We start from the raw sequence: 20,493 nt of genomic DNA, 5'->3' as shown, positions 1-20,493 counted from the left end.
CACTGACTACGACAACGCAGCCACCACACCGCAGCCCGGCTCAGCCGATCAGATTCGGGATCTCCTGCACCCCGAACCACAGCAGCTCGTGGTCCTCCGCCCCGTCCACCGTGAACTGCGCGTCGTCGTCCCCGTGGTCCGCCGCGCCCAGCGCCGAGGCCGCCGCCGTCACGTCCGCCTCCGCGTCGTCCGCGTCGACGTGCACCGCCGCCGCCTTCTTCAGCGGCACCGCGGCGGCGATCCGGACCTCGCCGAGCCCCGCCGCGTCCAGACCCCGGTCCGGGTCCGCGACCGCGTCCCCGTCCGGTACGTCGACGGCCACGACGACGCGGCGGCGTGCGGCGCCCGGGTCCCCGGCGAGCAGCCGCAGGGACGCTGCCGCGGCCCGGTTGAGCGCGGCGTACTCCAGCTCCTCGATGTCGTCCGAGACGTACCACTCGCGCAGACCGGGCGTCACGGCGTAGGCGGTCAGCGGGCCGGGCCCGAGCTGTCCGGCCTTGTGCGCCTCAGCGAGACCGGAAAGGGTCAGAGGGACGTAGACGCGCATTGGCAGGCCGCTTTCGTAGTCGGGAGGCGGACTCAAGGATACGTACGGAGTCCCCCTTCGGGGCGGTGGTCCCCGGCCTCCACGACGTCCACCTGATGAGCCGCCCGTCGGCCGGCCGCCGCCCCACGACTGCCTCCCGTCACCCGGATAGGTGATTCGGTCGGCCGCTGCCGCCCCCGGTCGCCTCGCCTTGCCGCCGTCTCTCACCCCCGTAGAAGATCACCGCAGAAGTTACCGCCCGGTATCACAGCCGGGCCCGCAGAGCGGGGGGCACACAGATGAGCAAGGACAGGACCCGGCCGCAAGGACGCCACGACGCGCGCAGGCCCGGCACCCCCACGTCCCGGGCGGCCACGACCAGCCCCAGAAACGCAACCACACCCGCACCCACACCTACACCCACAGCACTCCGTCGGCACCACCACCGCCCCGCCCCCCACGAACAGTTCGCCGAGCGCCTGCTGGCCGTACTCAGCGGCCGGCGCCCGGTGCACTGGATGCTCGGACACACCATCGGCGCGGCGTACGAGCAGCTCGTCCAGCTCGCCCCCAGGACCCCGCTGCGCACCCGCGGCACCCTCCCCGTCGTACGCACCTGCGGCAGCTTCCACCCGCGCCCCGGCGTGGTCGAGGCCTTCGCGAGCATCGCGGCCGGCGAGCAGGTACGGGCGATGGCCTTCCGCCTCGAGCAGGGCAGCGACCTGCGCTGGCGGTGCGCCGCCGTCGAGCTGGGCGGCAACCGCGGCGACCCGGTGGCGGCCTCCTGCGCCCCCGCCCAGCCATAGGCGAAACACGGCCGGGGCCGGACACCCGTCGGTGTCCGGCCCCGGCCGCGCTGCAAGCGCCCTTAATCCCTCATACCTACTTCTTGCGGCGACGGCCGCCGCTGCCGCCGCCCTTCTGCGCCTTGCGCCGCTCGGCCCGCGTCATGCCGTCCGACTCGGACCGCGCAGGCCCTTCACCGTTCTCGAAGTCACCCTCGACGACACTGCCCTCACCGTCCACCTTGGGGGCGGAGAAGTGCAGCCGGTCGGGCCGCTGCGGAGCGTCGAGGCCCTTCGCCCGGATCTCCGGACGCGGCGCACCCGCGGGAACCGCGTCTTCCTTGCGCAGCGACGGCTTCTGGGACGCGTCCTGCGCCGGAACCGGAACTTCCTCGACCTGCTGTTCGACCTGGACCTCCAGGTTGAACAGGTAGCCGACGGACTCTTCCTTGATGCCGTCCATCATGGCGTTGAACATGTCGAAGCCCTCGCGCTGGTACTCGACCAGCGGGTCCTTCTGGGCCATCGCGCGCAGGCCGATGCCCTCCTGGAGATAGTCCATCTCGTAGAGGTGCTCGCGCCACTTGCGGTCCAGGACGGACAGCACCACGCGCCGCTCCAGCTCACGCATGATGTCGGAGCCGAGCTGCGCCTCCCGCTCGGCGTACTGCTCGTAGATGTCGTCCTTGATGGACTCGGCGATGAACTCGGCGGTGATCCCCGCCCGGTCGCCCGCCGCTTCCTCCAGCTCCTCCACCGTGACCTTCACCGGGTAGAGCTGCTTGAACGCGCTCCACAGCCGGTCGAGGTCCCACTCCTCGGCGAAGCCCTCGACGGTCTCCGCCTGGATGTACGCGTCGATGGTGTCGTCCATGAAGTGACGGATCTGCTCCTGCAGGTCCTCACCCTCCAGGACCCGGCGGCGCTCGCCGTAGATGACCTCGCGCTGCCGGTTGAGCACCTCGTCGTACTTCAGGACGTTCTTACGCGTCTCGAAGTTCTGCTGCTCGACCTGCGACTGCGCGGACGCGATCGCCCGCGTCACCATCTTGTTCTCGATCGGTACGTCGTCGGGCACATTGGCCATCGACATCACGCGCTCGACCATGGCGGCCTTGAACAGGCGCATCAGATCGTCGCCCAGCGACAGGTAGAAGCGGGACTCGCCCGGGTCACCCTGACGGCCGGAACGACCGCGCAGCTGGTTGTCGATACGCCGCGACTCGTGCCGCTCCGTACCCAGCACGTACAGCCCGCCGAGCGCCTTGACCTCTTCGAACTCCGCCTTTACTGCCTGCTCGGCCTTCTCCAGCGCGCCGGGCAGGGCCGCGGCCCACTCCTCGATGTGCTCCTCCGGGTCGAGGCCGCGCTGGCGCAGCTCCGCCTCGGCGAGGTCGTCCGGGTTTCCGCCGAGCTTGATGTCCGTACCGCGACCGGCCATGTTCGTGGCGACGGTGACGGCGCCCTTGCGGCCGGCCTGGGCGATGATCGGCGCCTCACGGTCGTGCTGCTTGGCGTTGAGGACCTCGTGCTGGACGCCGCGCTTGGAGAGCTGCTGCGAGAGGTACTCCGACTTCTCCACGGAAGTCGTGCCGACCAGGATCGGCTGGCCCTTCTCGTGCTTCTCCGCGATGTCGTCGACGACGGCGGCGAACTTCGCGACCTCGGTGCGGTAGATCAGGTCGGACTGGTCGGCGCGGACCATCGGCCGGTTCGTCGGGATCGGCACGACGCCCAGCTTGTAGATCTGGTGGAACTCGGCGGCCTCGGTCATGGCCGTACCGGTCATGCCGGAGAGCTTGTCGTAGAGGCGGAAGAAGTTCTGCAGGGTGATCGTGGCGAGCGTCTGGTTCTCGTCCTTGATGTCCACCCCTTCCTTCGCCTCGATGGCCTGGTGCATGCCCTCGTTGTAGCGGCGGCCGGCGAGGATACGGCCGGTGTGCTCGTCGACGATCATGACTTCGCCGTCGATGACGACGTAGTCCTTGTCCTTCTTGAAGAGTTCCTTGGCCTTGATGGCGTTGTTCAGGTATCCGACGAGCGGCGTGTTGACCGACTCGTAGAGGTTGTCGATACCCAGCCAGTCCTCGACCTTGGCGACACCGGGCTCGTGGATGGCGACGGTGCGCTTCTTCTCGTCGACCTCGTAGTCGCCGGTCTCCTCGATGCCCTTGAGCGGGTTGCCCGGCTCGCCCTTCTTCAGGCGGACGACGAGCTTGGCGAAGTCGCCGTACCACTTGGTGGCCTGGTCGGCCGGACCCGAAATGATCAGCGGCGTACGGGCCTCGTCGACCAGGATCGAGTCGACCTCGTCGACGATCGCGAAGTTGTGACCGCGCTGGACGAGCTCGTCCTTGGACCACGCCATGTTGTCGCGCAGATAGTCGAAGCCGAATTCGTTGTTCGTGCCGTACGTGATGTCGCAGGCGTACATCTCACGGCGCTGCGCCGGCGACATGTTGGCGAGAATGCAGCCGACCTCGAGGCCGAGGAATTTGTGCACCCGGCCCATCATCTCGGAGTCGCGCTCGGCCAGGTAGTCGTTCACCGTGATCAGATGGACGCCCTTGCCGGACAGCGCGTTCAGATACGCGGGAAGCGTGCCGACGAGGGTCTTGCCCTCACCGGTCTTCATCTCGGCGACAAAACCGAGATGCAGGGCGGCGCCACCCATCATCTGGACGTCGTAATGGCGCTGACCGAGAACACGCTTCGCTGCCTCGCGGACGGTCGCGAAAGCCTCGGGAAGCAGGTCGTCCAGGCTCTCGCCGTCGGCGTACCGCTCCTTGTACTCATCGGTGAGCGCCCGCAACTCGGCGTCGGAGAGGTTGATGAAGTCCTCTTCGATGGAGTTGACCTGGTCCGCGATGCGGTGCAGTTTGCGCAGGATCTTGCCTTCGCCTGCACGCATGAGCTTGTTGAAGACGGACACTGAGGCTGGTCTCCTTGCCGGTCGGGCCTGTGCACTGGGTCGTGTGGACTCTGGCGCGGGCACGGCAGGTGGTCCCCACCGCATCGGCCATCGTAAGCGAGGACCCCGCCGCGCCGGGAGGTCCGCCCGCAGGAAGGCCCACTGTTACCCGCAAAGAGAACGGACAGGGAGCCCGGAAGGTGCCGGGCCATCCCAAAAAGGTCTGGCGCACCCTGCCCCCCGAGCCGAGAATCAGCCGATGGAGCCCACCATCCTCACCACCGAGCGTCTGCTGCTGCGTCCCTTCGAGCCCGCCGACACGGACGCCGTCCTCCATGCCTGTCAGGACCCCGACATCCAGCGCTGGACGCCGATCCCCTCGCCGTACGAACGTGAGCACGCGGAGGGCTTCGTCCACCGGATCGTGCCGGACGGCTGGCGCTTCGACACCGTGTACGCCTTCGCGGTGCTCACCCGGGACGGCGGGGAACTGGTGGCGGCGATCTCGTCGATCACCCGCGGCGAGGGCGCTGCGGAAATCGGCTACTGGGCGGCGAAGGAGCACCGCGGCCGCGGCTACGTCACGGAAGCGGTGAGGGCCGTCGCCCACTGGGCCTTCACCACGGCGGGCGTGGAACGCCTGGAGTGGCGCGCCGAGGTCGGCAACGACGCGTCACGCGCGGTCGCCGAGAAGGCCGGTTTCGTGATCGAGGGCGTCCAGCGCTCCGGCATCGCGAACAAGGGCGTACGCCGCGACGGCTGGACCGGGGCTCTGCTCCCGTCCGATCTCGGCCTGCCCACAGTGCGCCCGTACCTACCCGCCAAGAACCTGAATGGCCTGAATCCCCGCAGGCCAGGGCCTGTTGTCAGTGGCGGCGCCTAGGCTGCGGCCATGACGAGTCTGCTGCCGCCCGCCGCCTCCCTGTCCGCCGACGAAGCCCGCAGGATCGCTCTGCGCGCGCAGGGATTCCTGGGCGCGCCGGACCGGCGGGCCGGGGTGCGCGGCGTGCTGCGCCATCTGGGCGCGGTGCAGCTCGACACGATCTCCGTGCTGGCCCGCTCGCACGAGCTGATCGCGTACGCCCGGCTCGGCGCCGTAGGCCGTACGACGGTCGACGCCGCCTACTGGACCGACGCTCACGCCTTCGAGTACTGGTCGCACGCCGCCTGCATCCTGCCCATGGAGGAATGGCCGCACTTCGCGTTCCGCCGCCGCGCCTACCGCGACCGGCCGCACTGGCACCACGACCTGCCGGACGGCGCGTACGACGCGGTGATCAAGCAGCTGAGCGCCGAAGGTCCACTGACGGCGACGGAGTTGGGCGGCGCCAAGAACGGCGGCGAGTGGTGGGACTGGTCGGCGTCGAAGGTGGCCGTCGAGCGGGCGCTGATGTACGGCGAGGTCGTGTGCACCGAGCGGCGCGGCTGGAAGCGGGTCTACGACCTGGCCGAGCGCGCCGTCCCGGACGCCGTCTACCACGACGACCTGGATGACACCGAGTGCCTTCGCCGCCTCGTGCGGCTGGCCGGGCAGTCCCTGGGCGTCGGCACGCGCGCCGACATCGCGGACTACCACCGCCTCAGGGGCGAGCAGGTCGAGGCCGTGATCGCCGAGTCGGGCCTGGTCCCGGTCGAGGTCGAGGGCTGGGGCAAGCCCGCCTGGGCCGACCCCGAGGCGCTGGCGGCCACCCCGCGCGGCCGCCACCGCACGACACTCCTGTCGCCCTTCGACTCCCTCATCTGGGACCGTCCGCGCACCGAGCGCCTCTTCGGCTTCACTCACCGCCTGGAGGCGTACGTCCCCAAACCGAAGCGGATACACGGGTACTTCGCGATGCCACTGCTCGCGGGCGGCCGGCTGCTGGGCCGCGTCGACCCGGCGCGTGAGGGAAAGACCCTGGTGGCGCGCCAGGTCTCGCTGGAGAGCCGGAAGGCGGTCCGGCCGATGGCCGAGGCGCTGGTCGAGGCCGCCCAGTGGGTCGGCTGCACGGACGTACGCCTGGAGCGCGTCGACGCACCCGACCTGCGCACCGCGCTGACCACGGAACTGGCCCGCCTCACCTGATCTCCAGGATCTTCTCCCGCATCGCGTAGACCACCGCCTCCATCCTGGAGTGCAGCTGCAGCTTCTCCAGGATGTTCCGGACATGGTTCTTCACCGTGTTCTCGGAAATGAACAACTCCTTGGCGATGTCACGGTTGTTCATGCCCGTCGCGACGAGCTTGAGGACCTCCAGCTCCCGCTCGGTGAGCCGCGGCGCCGGTACGAGCCGGCGCTCGTCGGTGCGCTGGATCATCGACTTGAACTCGGTGAGCAGCTTCGACGCCATCGACGGGCTGATCTGGGACTGGCCGTCGGCCACCGCCCGGATCGCGGTGGCCACCTCGTCCGTGGAGATCTCCTTGAGGAGATACCCCGTCGCCCCCGCCTTGATCGCGTCGTAGAGGTCCGCCTCCTCGTCGCTGATCGTCAGCATGATGATCTTCGCGCTGGGCGCCACCTCCTTGATCGAGGTGCACGCCTCAATACCCCCGCGCTTGGGCATCCGTACATCCATCAGCACGATGTCGGGCAGCAGATCGGCGGCCTTGTCCACGGCCTCCGCCCCGTCCGCCGCCTCGCCGACAACCTGAATGTCCTCCTCCTGCGCGAGGACGATCTCCAGCCCCCGGCGAAACAGGGCGTGATCGTCCACGACCAGCACCCTGATGGGCTCCTTGCGCGTCCCCCCGGTGTCCGTACCGGAACCGCCGACCCCGTCGGCATCCCCCATGTCGGACTCGTCCTGCACCGGACCGAAGCTGTCCGCCATCGTTCCTCCCCCTGAAGGCCGTGGCCCGAAATTCATGAGCTGCCCCAACCACAGTGTGGTGAGCACCGATTGGCTTGCGACGCCATGATTTCATGCCCGGACGACGGAGCGGTGATCCTGTGGTCGCACGATGGTGCCCCTGGGGGCGCACAGGCGCTCCAGGGGCCACCACCACAGATGGGTACGGCGCGCTGCCCGCCTTGGTTCAGCGTGCCCGGCGAATCACCCGCCGAGTGCACCGCCGGCGCCGCCCGCCTCGGTTTCCGCGAGGGGGTCGGTTGTAAGGCGGATAACTCCGTAGTCGTAGGCGTGCCGCCGGTAGACGACACTGGGCTCCTTTGTCTCGGAGTCGACGTAGAGGTAGAAGTCGTGCCCGACCAGCTCCATTTCGTAGAGCGCCTGGTCGAGCGACATCGGGGCCGCGACGTGTGTCTTCTCGCGGACCACCAGCGGTCCTTCGCCCTGTACTTCGAGCGGCCCGATCCTGGTGGTGGGAATGGTGGGCGGCGCCTCCTCGGCGACCAGCAGCCCATTGCCGTTGATGGCCGCGGCACCCGGCACTGCCGCACCGACCTCGGCGGCGGACAGCCTGCCGTTGCCACGACGCGTGTGGCGCTTGTCGTGCTGCCTCCGCAGCCGCGCCTCCAGCTTCCCCGTGGCCAGGTCCAGCGCTGCGTACGGGTCGCCGGCCGAAGCCTCGGCCCGGATCACCGGGCCACGCGAGCGAAGCGTGATCTCCACGCGATCGGAACGGTCCGCCTGCCGCGGGTTGGGCTCCTTGGACACCTCGACGTCAAGGCTCATCACCTTGGCGTCAATTTTCTGGATCTTCTCCAGGTTCAACTTCTCGGCCACGTGCTTGCGGAACCTCTCGGGCACCTCGGTCTTGCGGCCCTTGACGACGATGTCCACGCAGAACTCCGTTCCCGGATAGCCCCGCTTCAGCTGCGGAGCGTCTCCCTTTCGCACCAGGTTCCGGTGAACACCGGAACCTCGGACTTGGTGACTTTCACCTCCTCCTCCCCAGTCGACAAGATCCCCACCCCATCGACTTCGGGCTGAAGGGAAAACCCGAAGCGCAGCCGTCCCAATACGTGAGGCACAGGGTCTGCTTTTCCTCACAACCGAACATAGCTCGCTCGGACGCTTGTCGGCACCCGCTACCGGCGCGTACCTCCGTTGAAGTGCATTTCCCCTCTCTCCACCTGCAACGATCCAAGTTCCCCATCAGTTCCGGTTTATTTCGAACGAGAGCGCCGGCGCCGCGACCACGGCCGCGTCCACCTGTGCGGATACGGAAATCAGCCGTTCCTGCGTGGCACTCAGTGCACGGGCCGCCTCCGCAAGGGAAGCCCCCGTCGTCATGAGATCGTCCACCAGTACGGTCCGGCCGCCTTCCAGGAGCCGCCCGCCGCCCGCGACGACCTCCAGGGCCCCCGCCAGGTTCGCCGCCCGCTCCCGGGCGCTCAGGCCCGCCTGGTCACTCACCGCCCGCCGCTGCCTGAGCACGGCGAGCACTCGGGCAGGCACTCCGGCGCGCCGCAGCTCCCCGGCAGCGGCCAGTGCGATCCGGCGCGCCGGATCATGCCCGCGCGCCCTGACCGCGCCGCGCGCGGACGGTACGGGCACGAGCAGCAGCGGCGCCGCCGCCCCGGCCCGCGGCCTGGTCACCGCGGCCCGCACCGCGCCCGCCAGCGCGCTGCCGAGCGCCCCCGCGAGCCCCAGTGCGCCCCGCTCCTTGTGCCCGAGCAGCACGGCCCGTACCGCGTCCTCGTACGGAGCGGCGGCATGGACCACCGGCAGCCCCGGCGGCTCCGGCGACGGGCGCACCCGACGCGCCCCGGCGCCGTACAAGGCCTGCCCGCACTCGGCGCACAGCAGCGTGCGCGGCCTGCCGCAGCCGCCGCACGCGACCGGCAGCACCAGACCGGCGACCTCCTGCCACCACCCGTGCATGGACTCCACTGTGCCCAGCGAAGCGCGCCGCAACCACCCCTGTGGAAAACCCGGTTGCCGGGTCGTACCCGGCTATCCCGGATAGACCGGGTACGACCCCTTGCTGACCACCGTCTTCCAGTTCGCGCCGGGCGGCAGCCGCACAATGCCGTCCTCCACCGAGTGCGCCAGCAGCGGCAGCCGGTCGTCGTCCGCCGAAGCGACCGCCGTCACCCGGTTCACGCCCGGCACCGACTGGGCGTCCGACGTCGAACCGTCCGTCTGCAGATACCGCAGCTGCTGCACCCCGCCGGACTCGCGGCCGACGACCACCAGGCGGCTGCGTCCGGCCCACGACACGGCCGTCACTTCTTCCATCTGAGGAGCGATGGGCCGCAGGTCGACGACGGACACCTCCGGCTTGTGGTGCTTGCCGTCGGACTCGTGCCGCTCGACCCGGCCGAGCTTCAGGGTCGTCCGGCCGTCCTGCGTCACCAGAAGCGCGATCCGTACGCCGTCCGCCGACACCTTCAGCGCCTCGATACGGGCCCCGTCGAGGCCGTCGACGACCTTGACCTCTTCCGCCTTCCCCTCGCCGCCCGCCAGCCGCAGCAGCCGCGGCTGACGCGGGTCCCGGTCGGCCACCCACAGATCGCCCCGCCCGTCCCAGCTCGGCGCCGAGAGGCGGTCCTTCCCCTGCTTGCCGCTGCTGGTCAGCACCGGCTCCCCGGGCTCGCTGTCCGAAACGACGGACGCCACATACAGCGAGCGTGCGTCCAGCGAGACCCCTGCCGCGTGCCGTTCGTTGCGCGCCACCGCGACCGCGCTCAGACGCCGTTCGCCGTTGCCGAGCGGGCCCGGCACGGGGTCGGCCTCATCGTCGGCGCCAGTGATCTCGGTGCTTGCCACCATCCGTACGAGACGCTGCTTGGGGTCGAGGAAATACTGGTAGTCCGGGCTCCCCGAGGCCCGTTCCGGAGCAAAGTCCTCCGCCTGGTCCCCGCCGAGCACGCACAGCGTCGAGCCGTCCGACCGCTGCAACTCCACTTGGCCGACCCGGTACGACGTCAGATCCCGCAGTGTGAAGAGCAGTTGGGCGGCCATCTCCCTGCACCGCTTCTGGCCGACATTGGACGCCTTCCCGTTGAGCGGCACCGTGAGAGCGTTCCGGTCGTCGAACGCCAGGGACTTGGCGCCGTCCTCGAGCTTCAGCGCCGTACCCGTGGGGAAGCTCGAACCGACCACCGGCTTCAGCCAGTTGGTCGGTCCGCTCAGCAACGCCTCGACCGTCTGCGTCACCGGATCCATCTGAGTCTGCGGGTCCATGCGTTTGCGTACGTACACCGGGTCGGCGACCAGCCACGGGTGAGCCGCGCCGGCCCCCTCCGACGACGTACCGGAAGCGAAGTAGTACTTGTTGACGGAGCGGTAGATGCGCTCGAAGTCCGACTCGCCGAGCACCAGCCCCTGCGGCAGGCCGTCGATGCGCCACTCCTTGCCGTCCGGACCGTTCTGCCTGCTGAGATGGAGCGTCTCGTGATACGAGCGGTTGACCGGCTGGTACGCGCGCTGCCCGTTCACCTCGGCGATCTTCGTGCCGGTCAGCGCGTACGTATAGGCGCCGCCCTCACGGTCATTGGCCCGCTGGTCCTGCGGCACCGGGCCGTCGTCCAGCACCGTGACCTGCGTCGGGTTCCACTTCTGCGACGCCTTCTTCGTCAGGTACTTACGGGCCGTGGCGAATTGGGGGTCGTCGCCCGTCATCGCCTCCAGGAAGCCCTCGACGATCTCGTTCGGCTGGGCCCCCTTCCTCGGCGCCATCCCGTACACCCGCACCTGCGAGTCGCCCCGCGGGGACGCCTCCACCGCCTCCACGTCGCCGCTGTCCGGCATGGACGCGCAGCCGGCCAGCAGCAGACCGCCGCACCCCAGCAGCACCGTCGTCCGCGGCACCCGCCACCGGCCGCCGCGCAATCGCTCAGTGCCCACGGGTGCTGTCCTTCCGCTCCATCTGCGATGAACTGTCACCGTCGCCCGACGATCGCGCCACGACCCGGGCACCACTGCCCGGCAGCGCCGTCGGATCCGCCGCCGGCGCCGCCCGCGTCGCCGCGGGCAGTGGCGAGCGCTCGGCGCTCGGCTGTGCGGGCACCCTCGCGAGCCGGTTCCCGCCGCCGCCCGGCCGGTCGCCCGTCACCCGGCTGTCCGCTTCCGCGCGCTCGCGCGCGCGCCGCGAATCCTCGGGCTCCAGCGGAATGGGCGAACCGCGCAGCGACTCGTCCGCCGTACGCGGCAGGGTGAGCCTGAACTGCGATCCGCCGCCCGGCTCTCCCCACGCCTGAAGCCAGCCGCCGTGCAGCCGCGCGTCTTCCACGGCGATGGACAGGCCGAGGCCGGTACCACCCGTGTGGCGCGCACGCGCCGGATCGGCCCGCCAGAACCGGTTGAACACCCGCGTCGCCTCCCCCGGCTTCAGCCCGACGCCGTAGTCACGGACCGCCACGGCGACAGCTCCACCCGCGGCGCCCAGCCGGACCACGACATCCCGGCCCTCACCGTGCTCGACGGCATTGACCACAAGATTTCGAAGTACGCGCTCCACCCGCCGTGCATCGGCCTCGGCAACCACGGGCTGCTCATCACCGGTCACCCGTATCCGGGTCCCCTTGCGCTCGGCCAGCGGTTCGGCGCCCTCGATGACCCGGCGTACGACCTCACGCAGGTCTATCGGCTCCGCTTCCAGAGCCGCCGCACCCGCGTCGAACCGGCTGATCTCCAGCAGGTCGGCGAGCAGCGACTCGAAGCGGTCGAGCTGCCCGGCGAGCAGCTCGGCGGACCGCGCGGTCACCGGATCAAAATCAGCCCGCGCCTCATGAATCACATCAGCGGCCATCCGTACCGTCGTCAGCGGCGTACGCAGCTCGTGCGAGACGTCCGACACGAAGCGCCGCTGGAGCCGGGACAGCTCCTCCAGCTGCTGGATCTTGACCTGCAAGTTCTGCGCCATCTTGTTGAAGGCCTCGCCGAGCCGCGCGATGTCGTCCTCGCCCGTGACCTTCATACGCTCCTGGAGCCGGCCGGCGGACAGCCGCTCGGCGACCCCGGCGGCCATCCGCACAGGCGTGACGACCTGCCGCACGACCAGCCAGGCGATGCCGCCGAACAGAACGACGACGAACACCCCTGCGGTGGCGAGCGTGGTCTTCACCAGGCTGAGCGACTCCTCCTCCTGCGTCAGCGGAAAGAGGTAGTAGAGCTGATACGGCTGGCCGCTGTTGTCATTGAGCTGCTTCCCGATGACCAGACCGGGCTCGGACGGCTCCTGCGCGTCCGTGTACGTGATCCGGACAAAAGCCTTGTGCGCCTTGCCGGTCCCCTGGTCGATCGCGTCCCGCAGCTTCTGCGGCACGCTCGCGCTCTGGTTCACGCCGCCGGACGCACGCGGCCCGCGATTGCTGGAACTCTCGTCGTCCGAATCGGCACTGAGTGCCACCACGTGGAATGCCTGCCGACCGCCGCTGGCGAGCTGCTCCACGAGCTCGGTCCTCCAGTTGGTGGAGTTGCGAGCGGTGGCCCTGGCCTGCGAGCTGTCGCCGGCACCCGTTCCCGCGACGGTACGGGCCTTCTCCTCCGCCACGTCGAATCCACCGGCCGCCTGGCTCTGGGCAGCCTCCTGCTTCGCGTCGAGCAGGCCATTGCGCACCTGCCACATCACCACGAAGCCGAGCAGCAGCACCACACCGAGCGACATCAGCAGCGAGCCGACGACCACGCGCAGCTGAATGTTCCGCCGCCACAGCCGCAGCGATGGCAGCAGCGGCCGCCGCACCCAGCGCGCGAAGAGACGCAGGGCCGGGCCGCTCTGCACGAAACGTCCAATCCTGGACGCCCTTCGCCGAGGACCGGCAGCCCGCCCCGTACGGACTCCCGGCTCCCCCCCGGGCATCGGAGCAGCGCTGCCTCGGCTCATATCAGCTCGGTCCGGCCTTGTAACCGACCCCGCGGACGGTCACAACGATCTCCGGGCGCTCCGGGTCCTTCTCGACCTTCGACCGCAGCCGCTGGACATGGACATTGACCAGCCGGGTGTCCGCGGCATGGCGATAACCCCATACCTGCTCCAGCAGCACCTCGCGGGTGAACACCTGCCAGGGCTTACGGGCGAGCGCGACCAGCAGGTCGAACTCGAGCGGCGTCAGGGCGATGGACTGCCCCTCCCGCTTCACGGAATGACCGGCCACGTCAATGACCAGGTCCCCGATTGCCAGCTGTTCCGGCGCCGGCTCCTCCGACCTCCTCAGTCGCGCCCTGATACGGGCGACGAGCTCCTTGGGCTTGAACGGCTTGACGATGTAGTCGTCAGCGCCGGACTCCAGCCCCACCACCACATCTACGGTGTCGCTCTTGGCGGTGAGCATGACGATCGGCACCCCGGACTCGGCCCGGATCAGCCGGCAGACTTCGATGCCGTCCCGTCCGGGCAGCATGAGATCCAGCAGCACCAGGTCAGGCTTGGCCTCCCTGAATGCGGCAAGTGCCTTGTCGCCATCCGCTACGAACGACGGCTCAAATCCTTCACCACGCAGCACAATGCCGAGCATCTCGGCCAGTGCGGTGTCGTCGTCGACGACAAGGACGCGTCCCTTCATAAACGACATCATCCCATTAGCTAATCGTTACCTGGCGTGACCTGGCACACAGGTCCGCCAGTGCGGCCCCCGTGACCGGGGAAATTGCACCCTGCTCCGTGACGATCGCGGTCACCAGTTCTGGCGGCGTTACGTCGAAGGCCGGGTTGTACGCCTGTGTCCCCAGCGGCGCCACAGGCATCCCGGCCCCGATCCCGGCATCAGATCCAGCCACCGGGACCGACGGCACCGTGAACTCTGTCACCTCCTGCCCCGGCCGCTGCTCCACCTCGATGGAAGCACCGTCCGGGGTGCCCAGATCCACCGTGGTCACGGGCGCGACCACGATGAACGGAACGTGGTGGTACTTGGCCAGCACCGCGAGCGGATAGCTCCCCACCTTGTTCGCCACCGAACCGTCGGCCGCGATCCGGTCGGCGCCGATGAGTACGGCGTCCACCTCACCGGCGGCGAAGAGCGAACCCGCCGCATTGTCCGTGAGCAGCGTGTACGCCATGCCGTGCCGTGCTGCCTCGTACGTCGTGAGCCGGGCGCCCTGCAGCAGCGGGCGGGTCTCGTCCACCCACAGCCGCCGCAGCCTGCCGGTCCGGTGCGCGGCCAGCGCCACCGCGAACGCCGTGCCCTCACCGCCCGAGACCAGCGCCCCGGTATTGCAGTGAGTCAGTACGCGGTGCCCCCCTCCCGGCAGCAGTTCCTCCAGCAGAGCCAGCCCGTGCGCAGCCATCCGCGCACTGGCTTCGGCATCGGCCCGGTGCAGCTCCCGCGCGGCGACCAGCGCCGACGCGGCCGCCCGCTCGGCGCCTGCCCCCTTCTCGAGGGCAACCCGGTACGCCGCTGCCGCGTGCCGCACCCCGTACCCGAGGTTCACGGCGGTGGGCCGCGCCCGCTCCAGCAGCCCGACGGCCTCGTCCACGTCGTACCCCCGCGCGGCGGCCAGCGCCACCCCGTAGGCGCCGGCGAGCCCCAGCACAGGCGCTCCACGAACAGCGAGCGTCTGGATGGCCTGCACCAGCGCGGGCACATCCGTACAGACCAGCTCGACCTCCTCCGAGGGCAGCCGCGTCTGGTCGAGCAGCACCAGCACGGGGCCCTCGGGCGGCTCCTCCCACCGCAGCGTAGGGAGCGGGGGCGGCTCGGCGCCCGCTGGGAATTGCGCGTCCTGATCAGCCATCTGCCCAGTCTGCCCGCTGAGGCACCGACAATTGAAGGTGCACAGGAGATACGGGGCCCGGTCCGCCGACAGATGCCCCATGACACGATGGCTGCCAACCTGCCGCCGCAACCGCGGACGGGCACCGTGAAGGAGCGACGATGAACGACTCTCCGGGCTGGGCCTCGCCCGGATCTGCCCCCTCCGACGGCCAGAAGCCGGCCGTGCCACGGCCCGCCCAGCCGGCCGAGCCCGCCGATCAGAGCGATCCCGCATCGAAGTGGTCGAAGGAGCAGCCTCCGGCAGCCCAGTGGTCCGCCCCCAGCGGCCCTGGCGGGCACGCCGGCCCCCCTCAGCAGCAGCCGGCACCGAAGTGGGGCGGCAGGCCCCAGGGCGGCGGCTGGGGCGGTCCTGCGCCCGTAGCCAAGCCCGGAGTGATCCCGCTGCGCCCGCTCGGCATCGGTGAGATCCTCGACGGAGCGGTGTCGACGCTGCGCGCCCACTGGCGCACGGTCCTCGGCATCACGGTCACCGTCGCGGTGATCACGCAGATCTGCGACATCCTGATCCAGCGCCACCTGCTCCCCGCGCCGCCCGAGGTCGACCCGAACGCCACGCCGTCCGAAGCCCTCAGCCAGTCCTTCGACGCGATGCAGAGCACCGTGATCAACGCGGCCCCCACGTTCGCGATCGCTCTCATCGGCACGCTCTTCACCACGGCCCTGCTGACCATGGTGATCAGCCGCTCCGTGCTCGGCCGCCCGGTCACACTCGCCGACGCCTGGCGCGAGGCCAAGCCCCAGCTGCCCCAGCTGCTCGGCCTGGCCCTGCTGCTCCCCCTCCTCGCCGCCGCGATCATGACAGTCGGCATCCTCCCCGGCCTCCTGCTGGGTGGCGCGGCAGGCATCGCCCTCGCGCTCCTCCTCGGTACGGCGGCCTTCGTCGCCGTCCTGTGGCTGATGGTCCGCTTCAGCCTCGCCTCGCCCGCCCTGATGCTGGAGAGGCAGAGCATCAAGAAGTCGCTGAGCCGCTCGGCCAAGCTGGTCAGCGGCGCCTGGTGGCGGGTCTTCGGCATCATGCTGCTCACGATGCTGCTCACCTTCATCGTGTCGATGATCATCGCTGTGCCGTTCGGCCTCATCGCCTACGCCGCCGACGACGGCCTGGACGGACTGTTCACCGGACAGACTCCGGAGTTCGGCTGGCCCTTCCTGATCATCACCGGCATCGGCGCCGTGATCGCCGCCTCGATCACCTACCCGATCAACGCCGGCGTGACGGTCCTGCTCTACATCGACCAGCGCATCCGCCGCGAGGCTCTCGACCTCGAACTCGCCCGCGCCGCAGGCATCCCCGGCTACGGCCCCCAGCAGCCCACCGACACCACACCCGGGAGCTGATGCGGTGTCCACAGCGGGGGGCAGGACAGCAGCGAGCCTCCGGGCTCGCACCAGTGACGACGTACCGGTGGACATTCCGCGTGTCCCGGCCCGAGAGGCCGCGGAACGCGAACTGTCCAAGCCGATGTACCACGAGAACGACCCGAGCTTCCTCGAACGCGCCATCGACCGCTTCTGGGAATGGGTCAACGACCTGTTCAGCGCGGCGTCCGGAGCCACACCCGGAGGCGCGGTGGGGCTCGTGGTCGTCGTCGTGCTCGTCCTGCTCCTCGCCGCCGGCCTGTGGCTACGGCTCGGCACGCCCCAACGCACCCCTCCCCCCGAAGGCACACTGTTCGACGAAGGCCCGCGCAGCGCGGCGGAACACCGCACCGCCGCCGAGGCACACGCCGCCGCACACCACTGGAACCAGGCCGTCCAGGAACGGATGCGGGCGGTCGTACGCTCCCTGGAAGAACGTGCACTCCTCGACCCACGCCCCGGCCGCACCGCGGACGAGGCCGCCGCGGAAGCCGGACAGTCCCTCCCCGGCCACGCCGACCGACTGCGCGCCGCCGCCCGCGAATTCGACGACGTCACATACGGCGGCCGCACCGCCGACCAACAGGCGTACCAGCGCCTGAGCGAGCTCGACTCCGCCGTCGAGCGCACAAAGCCGCTGCTCAGCGGCGCGGCCCAAGGAGCTGCGGAATGACCGGAGCTCCCACCGGCTCCACCTCGGCCTCCCTCACCGCCCGCCAGGTCTGGACACGCACCCGCGGCCTCCTCCTCGGCCTGGTCGTCATCCTGGTCGCCGGGATCGCCATCGCCGCCGTACGCTCCGGCGACCAGCACGGCCGACTCGACCCGCGCTCCGCGGACCCCCAAGGTAGCCGCGCCGCAGCCGAACTCCTCAAGGCCCGTGGCGTCAGCACCCAGGTGGTCACCACGCTCGACGAGGTCACGGCCGCCACGACCGCCGACAGCACTCTGCTCGTAACCGCCCCCAATCTCCTGACGCCCCGGCAGCAGAGCCAAGTCCGCACCACCATGCAGGAATCCGCGTCCCGTACGGTGCTCCTCGCCCCCGGCGCCCCCTCCGTCCCCACTCTCGCCCCCGGCGTGCGCGTCGAGCGGCGCACCACCGTGTCGCCGCGCTCCCCCCAGTGCTCGCTGCCCGCCGCGCTCCGCGCCGGCGACGCCGACACCGGCGGACTCCGCTACACCACCCAGGCCCCCGACGCCGACGCCTGCTACCCCAGCGATGGCCTGGCCACCCTCCTCCGCGTACCGGACACAACAGGCAGCGACACCGTCCTGCTCGGCGCACCGGACATCCTCTACAACGACCGCCTCGACAAGCAGGGCAACGCCTCGCTCGCGCTTCAACTCCTCGGCTCCCGGCCTCATCTCGTCTGGTACCTCCCCTCGCTCGGCGATGCCTCGGCCACCGACGGTGGCGAAAGCAGCTTCTACGACCTGGTCCCTTCCGGCTGGCTCTGGGGAACGCTCCAGCTCACCCTCGCCGCCGTACTCACCGCCATCTGGCGCGGCCGCCGACTGGGCCCCCTCGTCACCGAGCAGCTCCCGGTAGCCGTCCGGGCCTCCGAGACCACCGAGGGCCGCGCCCGTCTCTACCGCAGAGCCGACGCCCGCGACCGCGCGGCCTCGGCCCTCCGCTCGGCAACCCGCACTCGCCTGGCCCCCCTTCTCGGCGTGCCCGCCTCCCGGGCGCACGCCTCCGACGCCCTGATCCCAGCCGTCTCCGCCCACCTGCCGACGACCGGCCGGGACCTCCCCGCCCTCCTCTTCGGCACCGCACCCTCCAACGACGCCGGCCTCATCCGCCTGGCAGACGAACTCGACGCCCTCGAAAGAGAGGTACGCGCTTCATGAGCGCCCAGCCCGCAGAGAACCCAGACAGCGCCCGAGCCTCCCTCGAAGCCCTGCGCACCGAGATCGCGAAGGCCGTGGTCGGCCAGGATCCCGCTGTCACCGGACTCGTCGTAGCCCTGCTCTGCCGAGGCCACGTCCTGCTCGAAGGAGTCCCCGGAGTAGCCAAGACGCTGCTGGTCCGCGCCCTCGCGGCCTCACTCGAACTGGACACGAAGCGCGTCCAGTTCACCCCCGACCTCATGCCCAGCGACGTCACGGGCTCCCTGGTCTACGACGCCCGCACCGCCGAGTTCTCCTTCCAGCCCGGCCCCGTCTTCACGAACCTCCTCCTCGCGGACGAAATCAACCGCACGCCCCCCAAGACCCAGGCGTCCCTCCTGGAGGCAATGGAGGAGCGCCAGGTCACTGTCGACGGCACGCCCCGCCCCCTGCCCGATCCCTTCCTGGTCGCCGCGACCCAGAACCCCGTGGAGTACGAGGGCACTTACCCCCTCCCGGAGGCGCAACTGGACCGCTTCCTCCTCAAGCTCACCGTCCCGCTCCCGTCCCGCGAGGACGAGATCGGCGTCCTGACCCGCCACGCGGAGGGCTTCAACCCCCGCGACCTGCACGCAGCCGGCCTACGCCCCGCCGCCAACGCCGCCGACTTGGAAGCGGCCCGCGCTGCCGTGGCCAAGACCGCAGTCTCCGCCGAGATCACCGGCTACGTCGTCGATATCTGCCGTGCCACCCGAGAATCCCCCTCGCTCACTCTCGGCGTCTCACCCCGAGGCGCCACCGCTCTGCTCTCCACCGCCCGTGCCTGGGCCTGGCTCACCGGCCGGGACTACGTCATCCCCGACGACGTGAAAGCCCTCGCCCTGCCCACCCTGCGCCACCGCATTCAGCTCCGGCCCGAGGCGGAGATGGAAGGAGTCACCGCCGACTCCGTCATCACCGCGATCCTCGCCCACGTCCCCGTTCCCCGCTGACGAGGCGATGACCGTGGCCCTCACCGGACGAACCGCACTGCTCGCCGCTCTCGGCGCGATCCCCATCGGCGTCCTCGCGCCGAATTGGTCCGGGGTCCTCGCCGTGAACGCTCCCCTCACGCTCGCAATTCTGTGCGACTACGCCCTGGCCGCGCCAGTGCGAAAGCTCCGTTTCACCCGAAGTGGTGACACGTCAGTTCGATTGGGTGACGGTGCCGAGATCCAGTTGACCGTCACGAACCCTTCGGGCCGCCCTCTGCGCGCCCAACTGCGCGACGCCTGGCCGCCCAGCAGCTGGCCCACGGGCACCGAGCAGGCCGCCTCACGCCACGAGCTGACCATCCCCGCCGGAGAGCGCCGCCGCCTCACCACCGCCCTGCGGCCCACCCGCCGCGGCGACCGCCACTCCGAACGGATCATTGTCCGCTCCTACGGCCCGCTCGGCCTGGCAGCCCGCCAGGGCAGTCACCGAGTCCCCTGGACCATCCGCGTCCTGCCGCCCTTCACAAGCCGCAAGCACCTCCCGTCCAAGCTGGCCCGCCTACGCGAGCTCGACGGCCGCACCAGCGTCCTGACCCGCGGCGAAGGCACGGAATTCGACAGCCTCCGCGACTACGTTCCCGGCGACGACACCCGCTCCATCGACTGGCGCGCCACCGCCCGGCAGAACACCGTCGCCGTACGCACCTGGCGCCCGGAACGCGACCGGCACATCCTGGTCGTCCTCGACACCGGCCGCACCTCGGCCGGCCGCGTCGGCGACGTACCGCGCCTGGACGCCTCCATGGACGCCGCCCTTCTCCTCGCCGCCCTGGCCTCACGGGCGGGCGACCGCGTCGACCTTCTGGCCTACGATCGCCGCATCCGCGCCCAGGTTCAGGGCCGCACCGCGGGCGACGTCCTGCCGGCCCTGGTCAACGCCTTGGCCCCGCTGGAACCCGCGCTGGTCGAAACCGACGCCCGGGGCCTCAGCGCCGCAGCACTGGCCAACGCCCCCCGCCGTTCCCTGATCGTGCTGCTGACCGGCCTGGACGCCGCCCCGGTTGAGGAAGGCATCCTTCCCGTACTCCCACAGCTGACCCAGCGCCACACCGTCCTGGTGGCCTCAGTAGCCGATCCCCGCGTCGAGCAAATGGCAACTGGCCGCGGCACAGTCGACGCGGTCTACGAAGCCGCCGCCGCGACTCAGTCCCAGGAACAGCGCCGCCGCACAGCGGAGAAACTCACCCGCCACAACGTCACAGTCGTCGACGCAACCCCGGACGACCTGGCCCCGGCTCTCGCTGACGCATACCTCGCCCTGAAAGCGGCAGGCCGCCTGTAAGGAGCAAGGACCCGCCCCTACGAAAAAAGAAAGGCCCTGCCGACGGGCGGCAGGGCCTTGAACGCAGAAAAGCCCCGCACCATGAATGGTGCGGGGCTAGTCCACAATGATTGTTCGGCGGCGTCCTACTCTCCCACAGGGTCCCCCCTGCAGT

17 protein-coding genes are annotated in these 20,493 nt (G+C 70.2%); 8 read left to right on the top strand and 9 right to left on the bottom strand.

Features of this window, described 5'->3' with window-relative positions:
• Nucleotides 1–40 precede the first annotated feature (40 nt).
• On the bottom strand, nucleotides 41–547 hold the full coding sequence (locus ABZX79_RS29835; RefSeq protein WP_355264440.1) for a hypothetical protein: 507 nt from the start codon (nucleotides 545–547) through the stop codon (nucleotides 41–43).
• A gap of 278 nt (nucleotides 548–825) precedes the next feature.
• Here ABZX79_RS29835 and ABZX79_RS29830 point away from each other — a divergent pair, with 278 nt between their 5' ends.
• Nucleotides 826–1,332, top strand: coding sequence for an Rv3235 family protein (locus ABZX79_RS29830; RefSeq protein ID WP_355264437.1), 507 nt, complete (start codon nucleotides 826–828; stop codon nucleotides 1,330–1,332).
• Between the two features lie 76 nt (nucleotides 1,333–1,408).
• Here ABZX79_RS29830 and secA read toward each other — a convergent pair whose 3' ends face one another.
• Nucleotides 1,409–4,243 (bottom strand): preprotein translocase subunit SecA, encoded by a 2,835-nt coding sequence (gene secA, locus ABZX79_RS29825; RefSeq protein WP_355264434.1) that lies wholly within the window; start codon nucleotides 4,241–4,243, stop codon nucleotides 1,409–1,411.
• A gap of 238 nt (nucleotides 4,244–4,481) precedes the next feature.
• Here secA and ABZX79_RS29820 point away from each other — a divergent pair, with 238 nt between their 5' ends.
• Together ABZX79_RS29820 and ABZX79_RS29815 are read left to right on the top strand one after the other, a co-directional pair.
• The gene (locus tag ABZX79_RS29820; protein ID WP_355264431.1) at nucleotides 4,482–5,105 is read left to right on the top strand and encodes a GNAT family N-acetyltransferase; all 624 of its coding nucleotides are present in this window, start codon (nucleotides 4,482–4,484) and stop codon (nucleotides 5,103–5,105) included.
• 9 nt (nucleotides 5,106–5,114) lie between these two features.
• A complete protein-coding gene (locus tag ABZX79_RS29815) occupies nucleotides 5,115–6,287 on the top strand; it encodes a crosslink repair DNA glycosylase YcaQ family protein (RefSeq protein ID WP_355264428.1) in 1,173 nt (390 codons plus the stop codon).
• On the opposite strand, the gene ABZX79_RS29810 is transcribed toward ABZX79_RS29815, so the two are convergent.
• The 7 genes from ABZX79_RS29810 to mtnA form a co-directional block, all read right to left on the bottom strand.
• Nucleotides 6,280–7,035, bottom strand: a complete 756-nt coding sequence (locus ABZX79_RS29810) for a response regulator transcription factor (RefSeq protein WP_355264425.1) — start codon at nucleotides 7,033–7,035, stop codon at nucleotides 6,280–6,282. The two genes, ABZX79_RS29815 and ABZX79_RS29810, sit on opposite strands and share 8 nt — an antisense overlap.
• A gap of 222 nt (nucleotides 7,036–7,257) precedes the next feature.
• On the bottom strand, nucleotides 7,258–7,947 hold the full coding sequence (raiA, locus tag ABZX79_RS29805; RefSeq protein ID WP_214969517.1) for a ribosome-associated translation inhibitor RaiA: 690 nt from the start codon (nucleotides 7,945–7,947) through the stop codon (nucleotides 7,258–7,260).
• Nucleotides 7,948–8,262: 315 nt separating this feature from the next.
• Entirely contained in the window at nucleotides 8,263–8,991 is a 729-nt protein-coding gene (locus tag ABZX79_RS29800) for a ComF family protein (RefSeq protein ID WP_355264421.1), read from the bottom strand.
• Between the two features lie 72 nt (nucleotides 8,992–9,063).
• A complete protein-coding gene (locus ABZX79_RS29795; RefSeq protein ID WP_355264418.1) occupies nucleotides 9,064–10,959 on the bottom strand; it encodes an LpqB family beta-propeller domain-containing protein in 1,896 nt (631 codons plus the stop codon).
• Entirely contained in the window at nucleotides 10,949–12,940 is a 1,992-nt protein-coding gene (gene mtrB, locus ABZX79_RS29790; protein WP_355264415.1) for an MtrAB system histidine kinase MtrB, read from the bottom strand. The genes ABZX79_RS29795 and mtrB overlap by 11 nt, the downstream gene beginning before the upstream one ends.
• A 1-nt stretch (nucleotide 12,941) precedes the next feature.
• Entirely contained in the window at nucleotides 12,942–13,631 is a 690-nt protein-coding gene (gene mtrA / locus ABZX79_RS29785; protein ID WP_187281934.1) for a two-component system response regulator MtrA, read from the bottom strand.
• Between the two features lie 4 nt (nucleotides 13,632–13,635).
• On the bottom strand, nucleotides 13,636–14,790 hold the full coding sequence (gene mtnA, locus ABZX79_RS29780; protein WP_355264411.1) for an S-methyl-5-thioribose-1-phosphate isomerase: 1,155 nt from the start codon (nucleotides 14,788–14,790) through the stop codon (nucleotides 13,636–13,638).
• 140 nt (nucleotides 14,791–14,930) lie between these two features.
• Here mtnA and ABZX79_RS29775 point away from each other — a divergent pair, with 140 nt between their 5' ends.
• Genes ABZX79_RS29775 through ABZX79_RS29755 form a run of 5 tightly spaced genes read left to right on the top strand, consistent with a single transcriptional unit; the run spans nucleotide 14,931 to nucleotide 20,339 of the window.
• The gene (locus ABZX79_RS29775) at nucleotides 14,931–16,169 is read left to right on the top strand and encodes a glycerophosphoryl diester phosphodiesterase membrane domain-containing protein (protein WP_355264408.1); all 1,239 of its coding nucleotides are present in this window, start codon (nucleotides 14,931–14,933) and stop codon (nucleotides 16,167–16,169) included.
• Nucleotides 16,170–16,173: 4 nt separating this feature from the next.
• A complete protein-coding gene (locus ABZX79_RS29770; RefSeq protein WP_355264405.1) occupies nucleotides 16,174–16,863 on the top strand; it encodes a DUF4129 domain-containing protein in 690 nt (229 codons plus the stop codon).
• On the top strand, nucleotides 16,860–18,044 hold the full coding sequence (locus tag ABZX79_RS29765) for a DUF4350 domain-containing protein (protein ID WP_355264402.1): 1,185 nt from the start codon (nucleotides 16,860–16,862) through the stop codon (nucleotides 18,042–18,044). Before ABZX79_RS29770 ends, ABZX79_RS29765 begins: the two co-directional genes overlap by 4 nt.
• On the top strand, nucleotides 18,041–19,015 hold the full coding sequence (locus ABZX79_RS29760; protein WP_355264399.1) for a MoxR family ATPase: 975 nt from the start codon (nucleotides 18,041–18,043) through the stop codon (nucleotides 19,013–19,015). The genes ABZX79_RS29765 and ABZX79_RS29760 overlap by 4 nt, the downstream gene beginning before the upstream one ends.
• Nucleotides 19,016–19,028: 13 nt before the next feature.
• Complete coding sequence (locus tag ABZX79_RS29755) at nucleotides 19,029–20,339, top strand: DUF58 domain-containing protein (protein WP_355264396.1); 1,311 nt, start codon at nucleotides 19,029–19,031, stop codon at nucleotides 20,337–20,339.
• Nucleotides 20,340–20,493 lie beyond the last annotated feature (154 nt).

Origin of the sequence: Streptomyces sp. NPDC002994 (assembly GCF_040611155.1) — a bacterium.
Taxonomy (GTDB): Bacteria; Actinomycetota; Actinomycetes; order Streptomycetales; family Streptomycetaceae; genus Streptomyces.
Note: the sequence above shows the minus strand (reverse complement) of the source record. Positions and strands in the feature narration are given on the sequence as shown.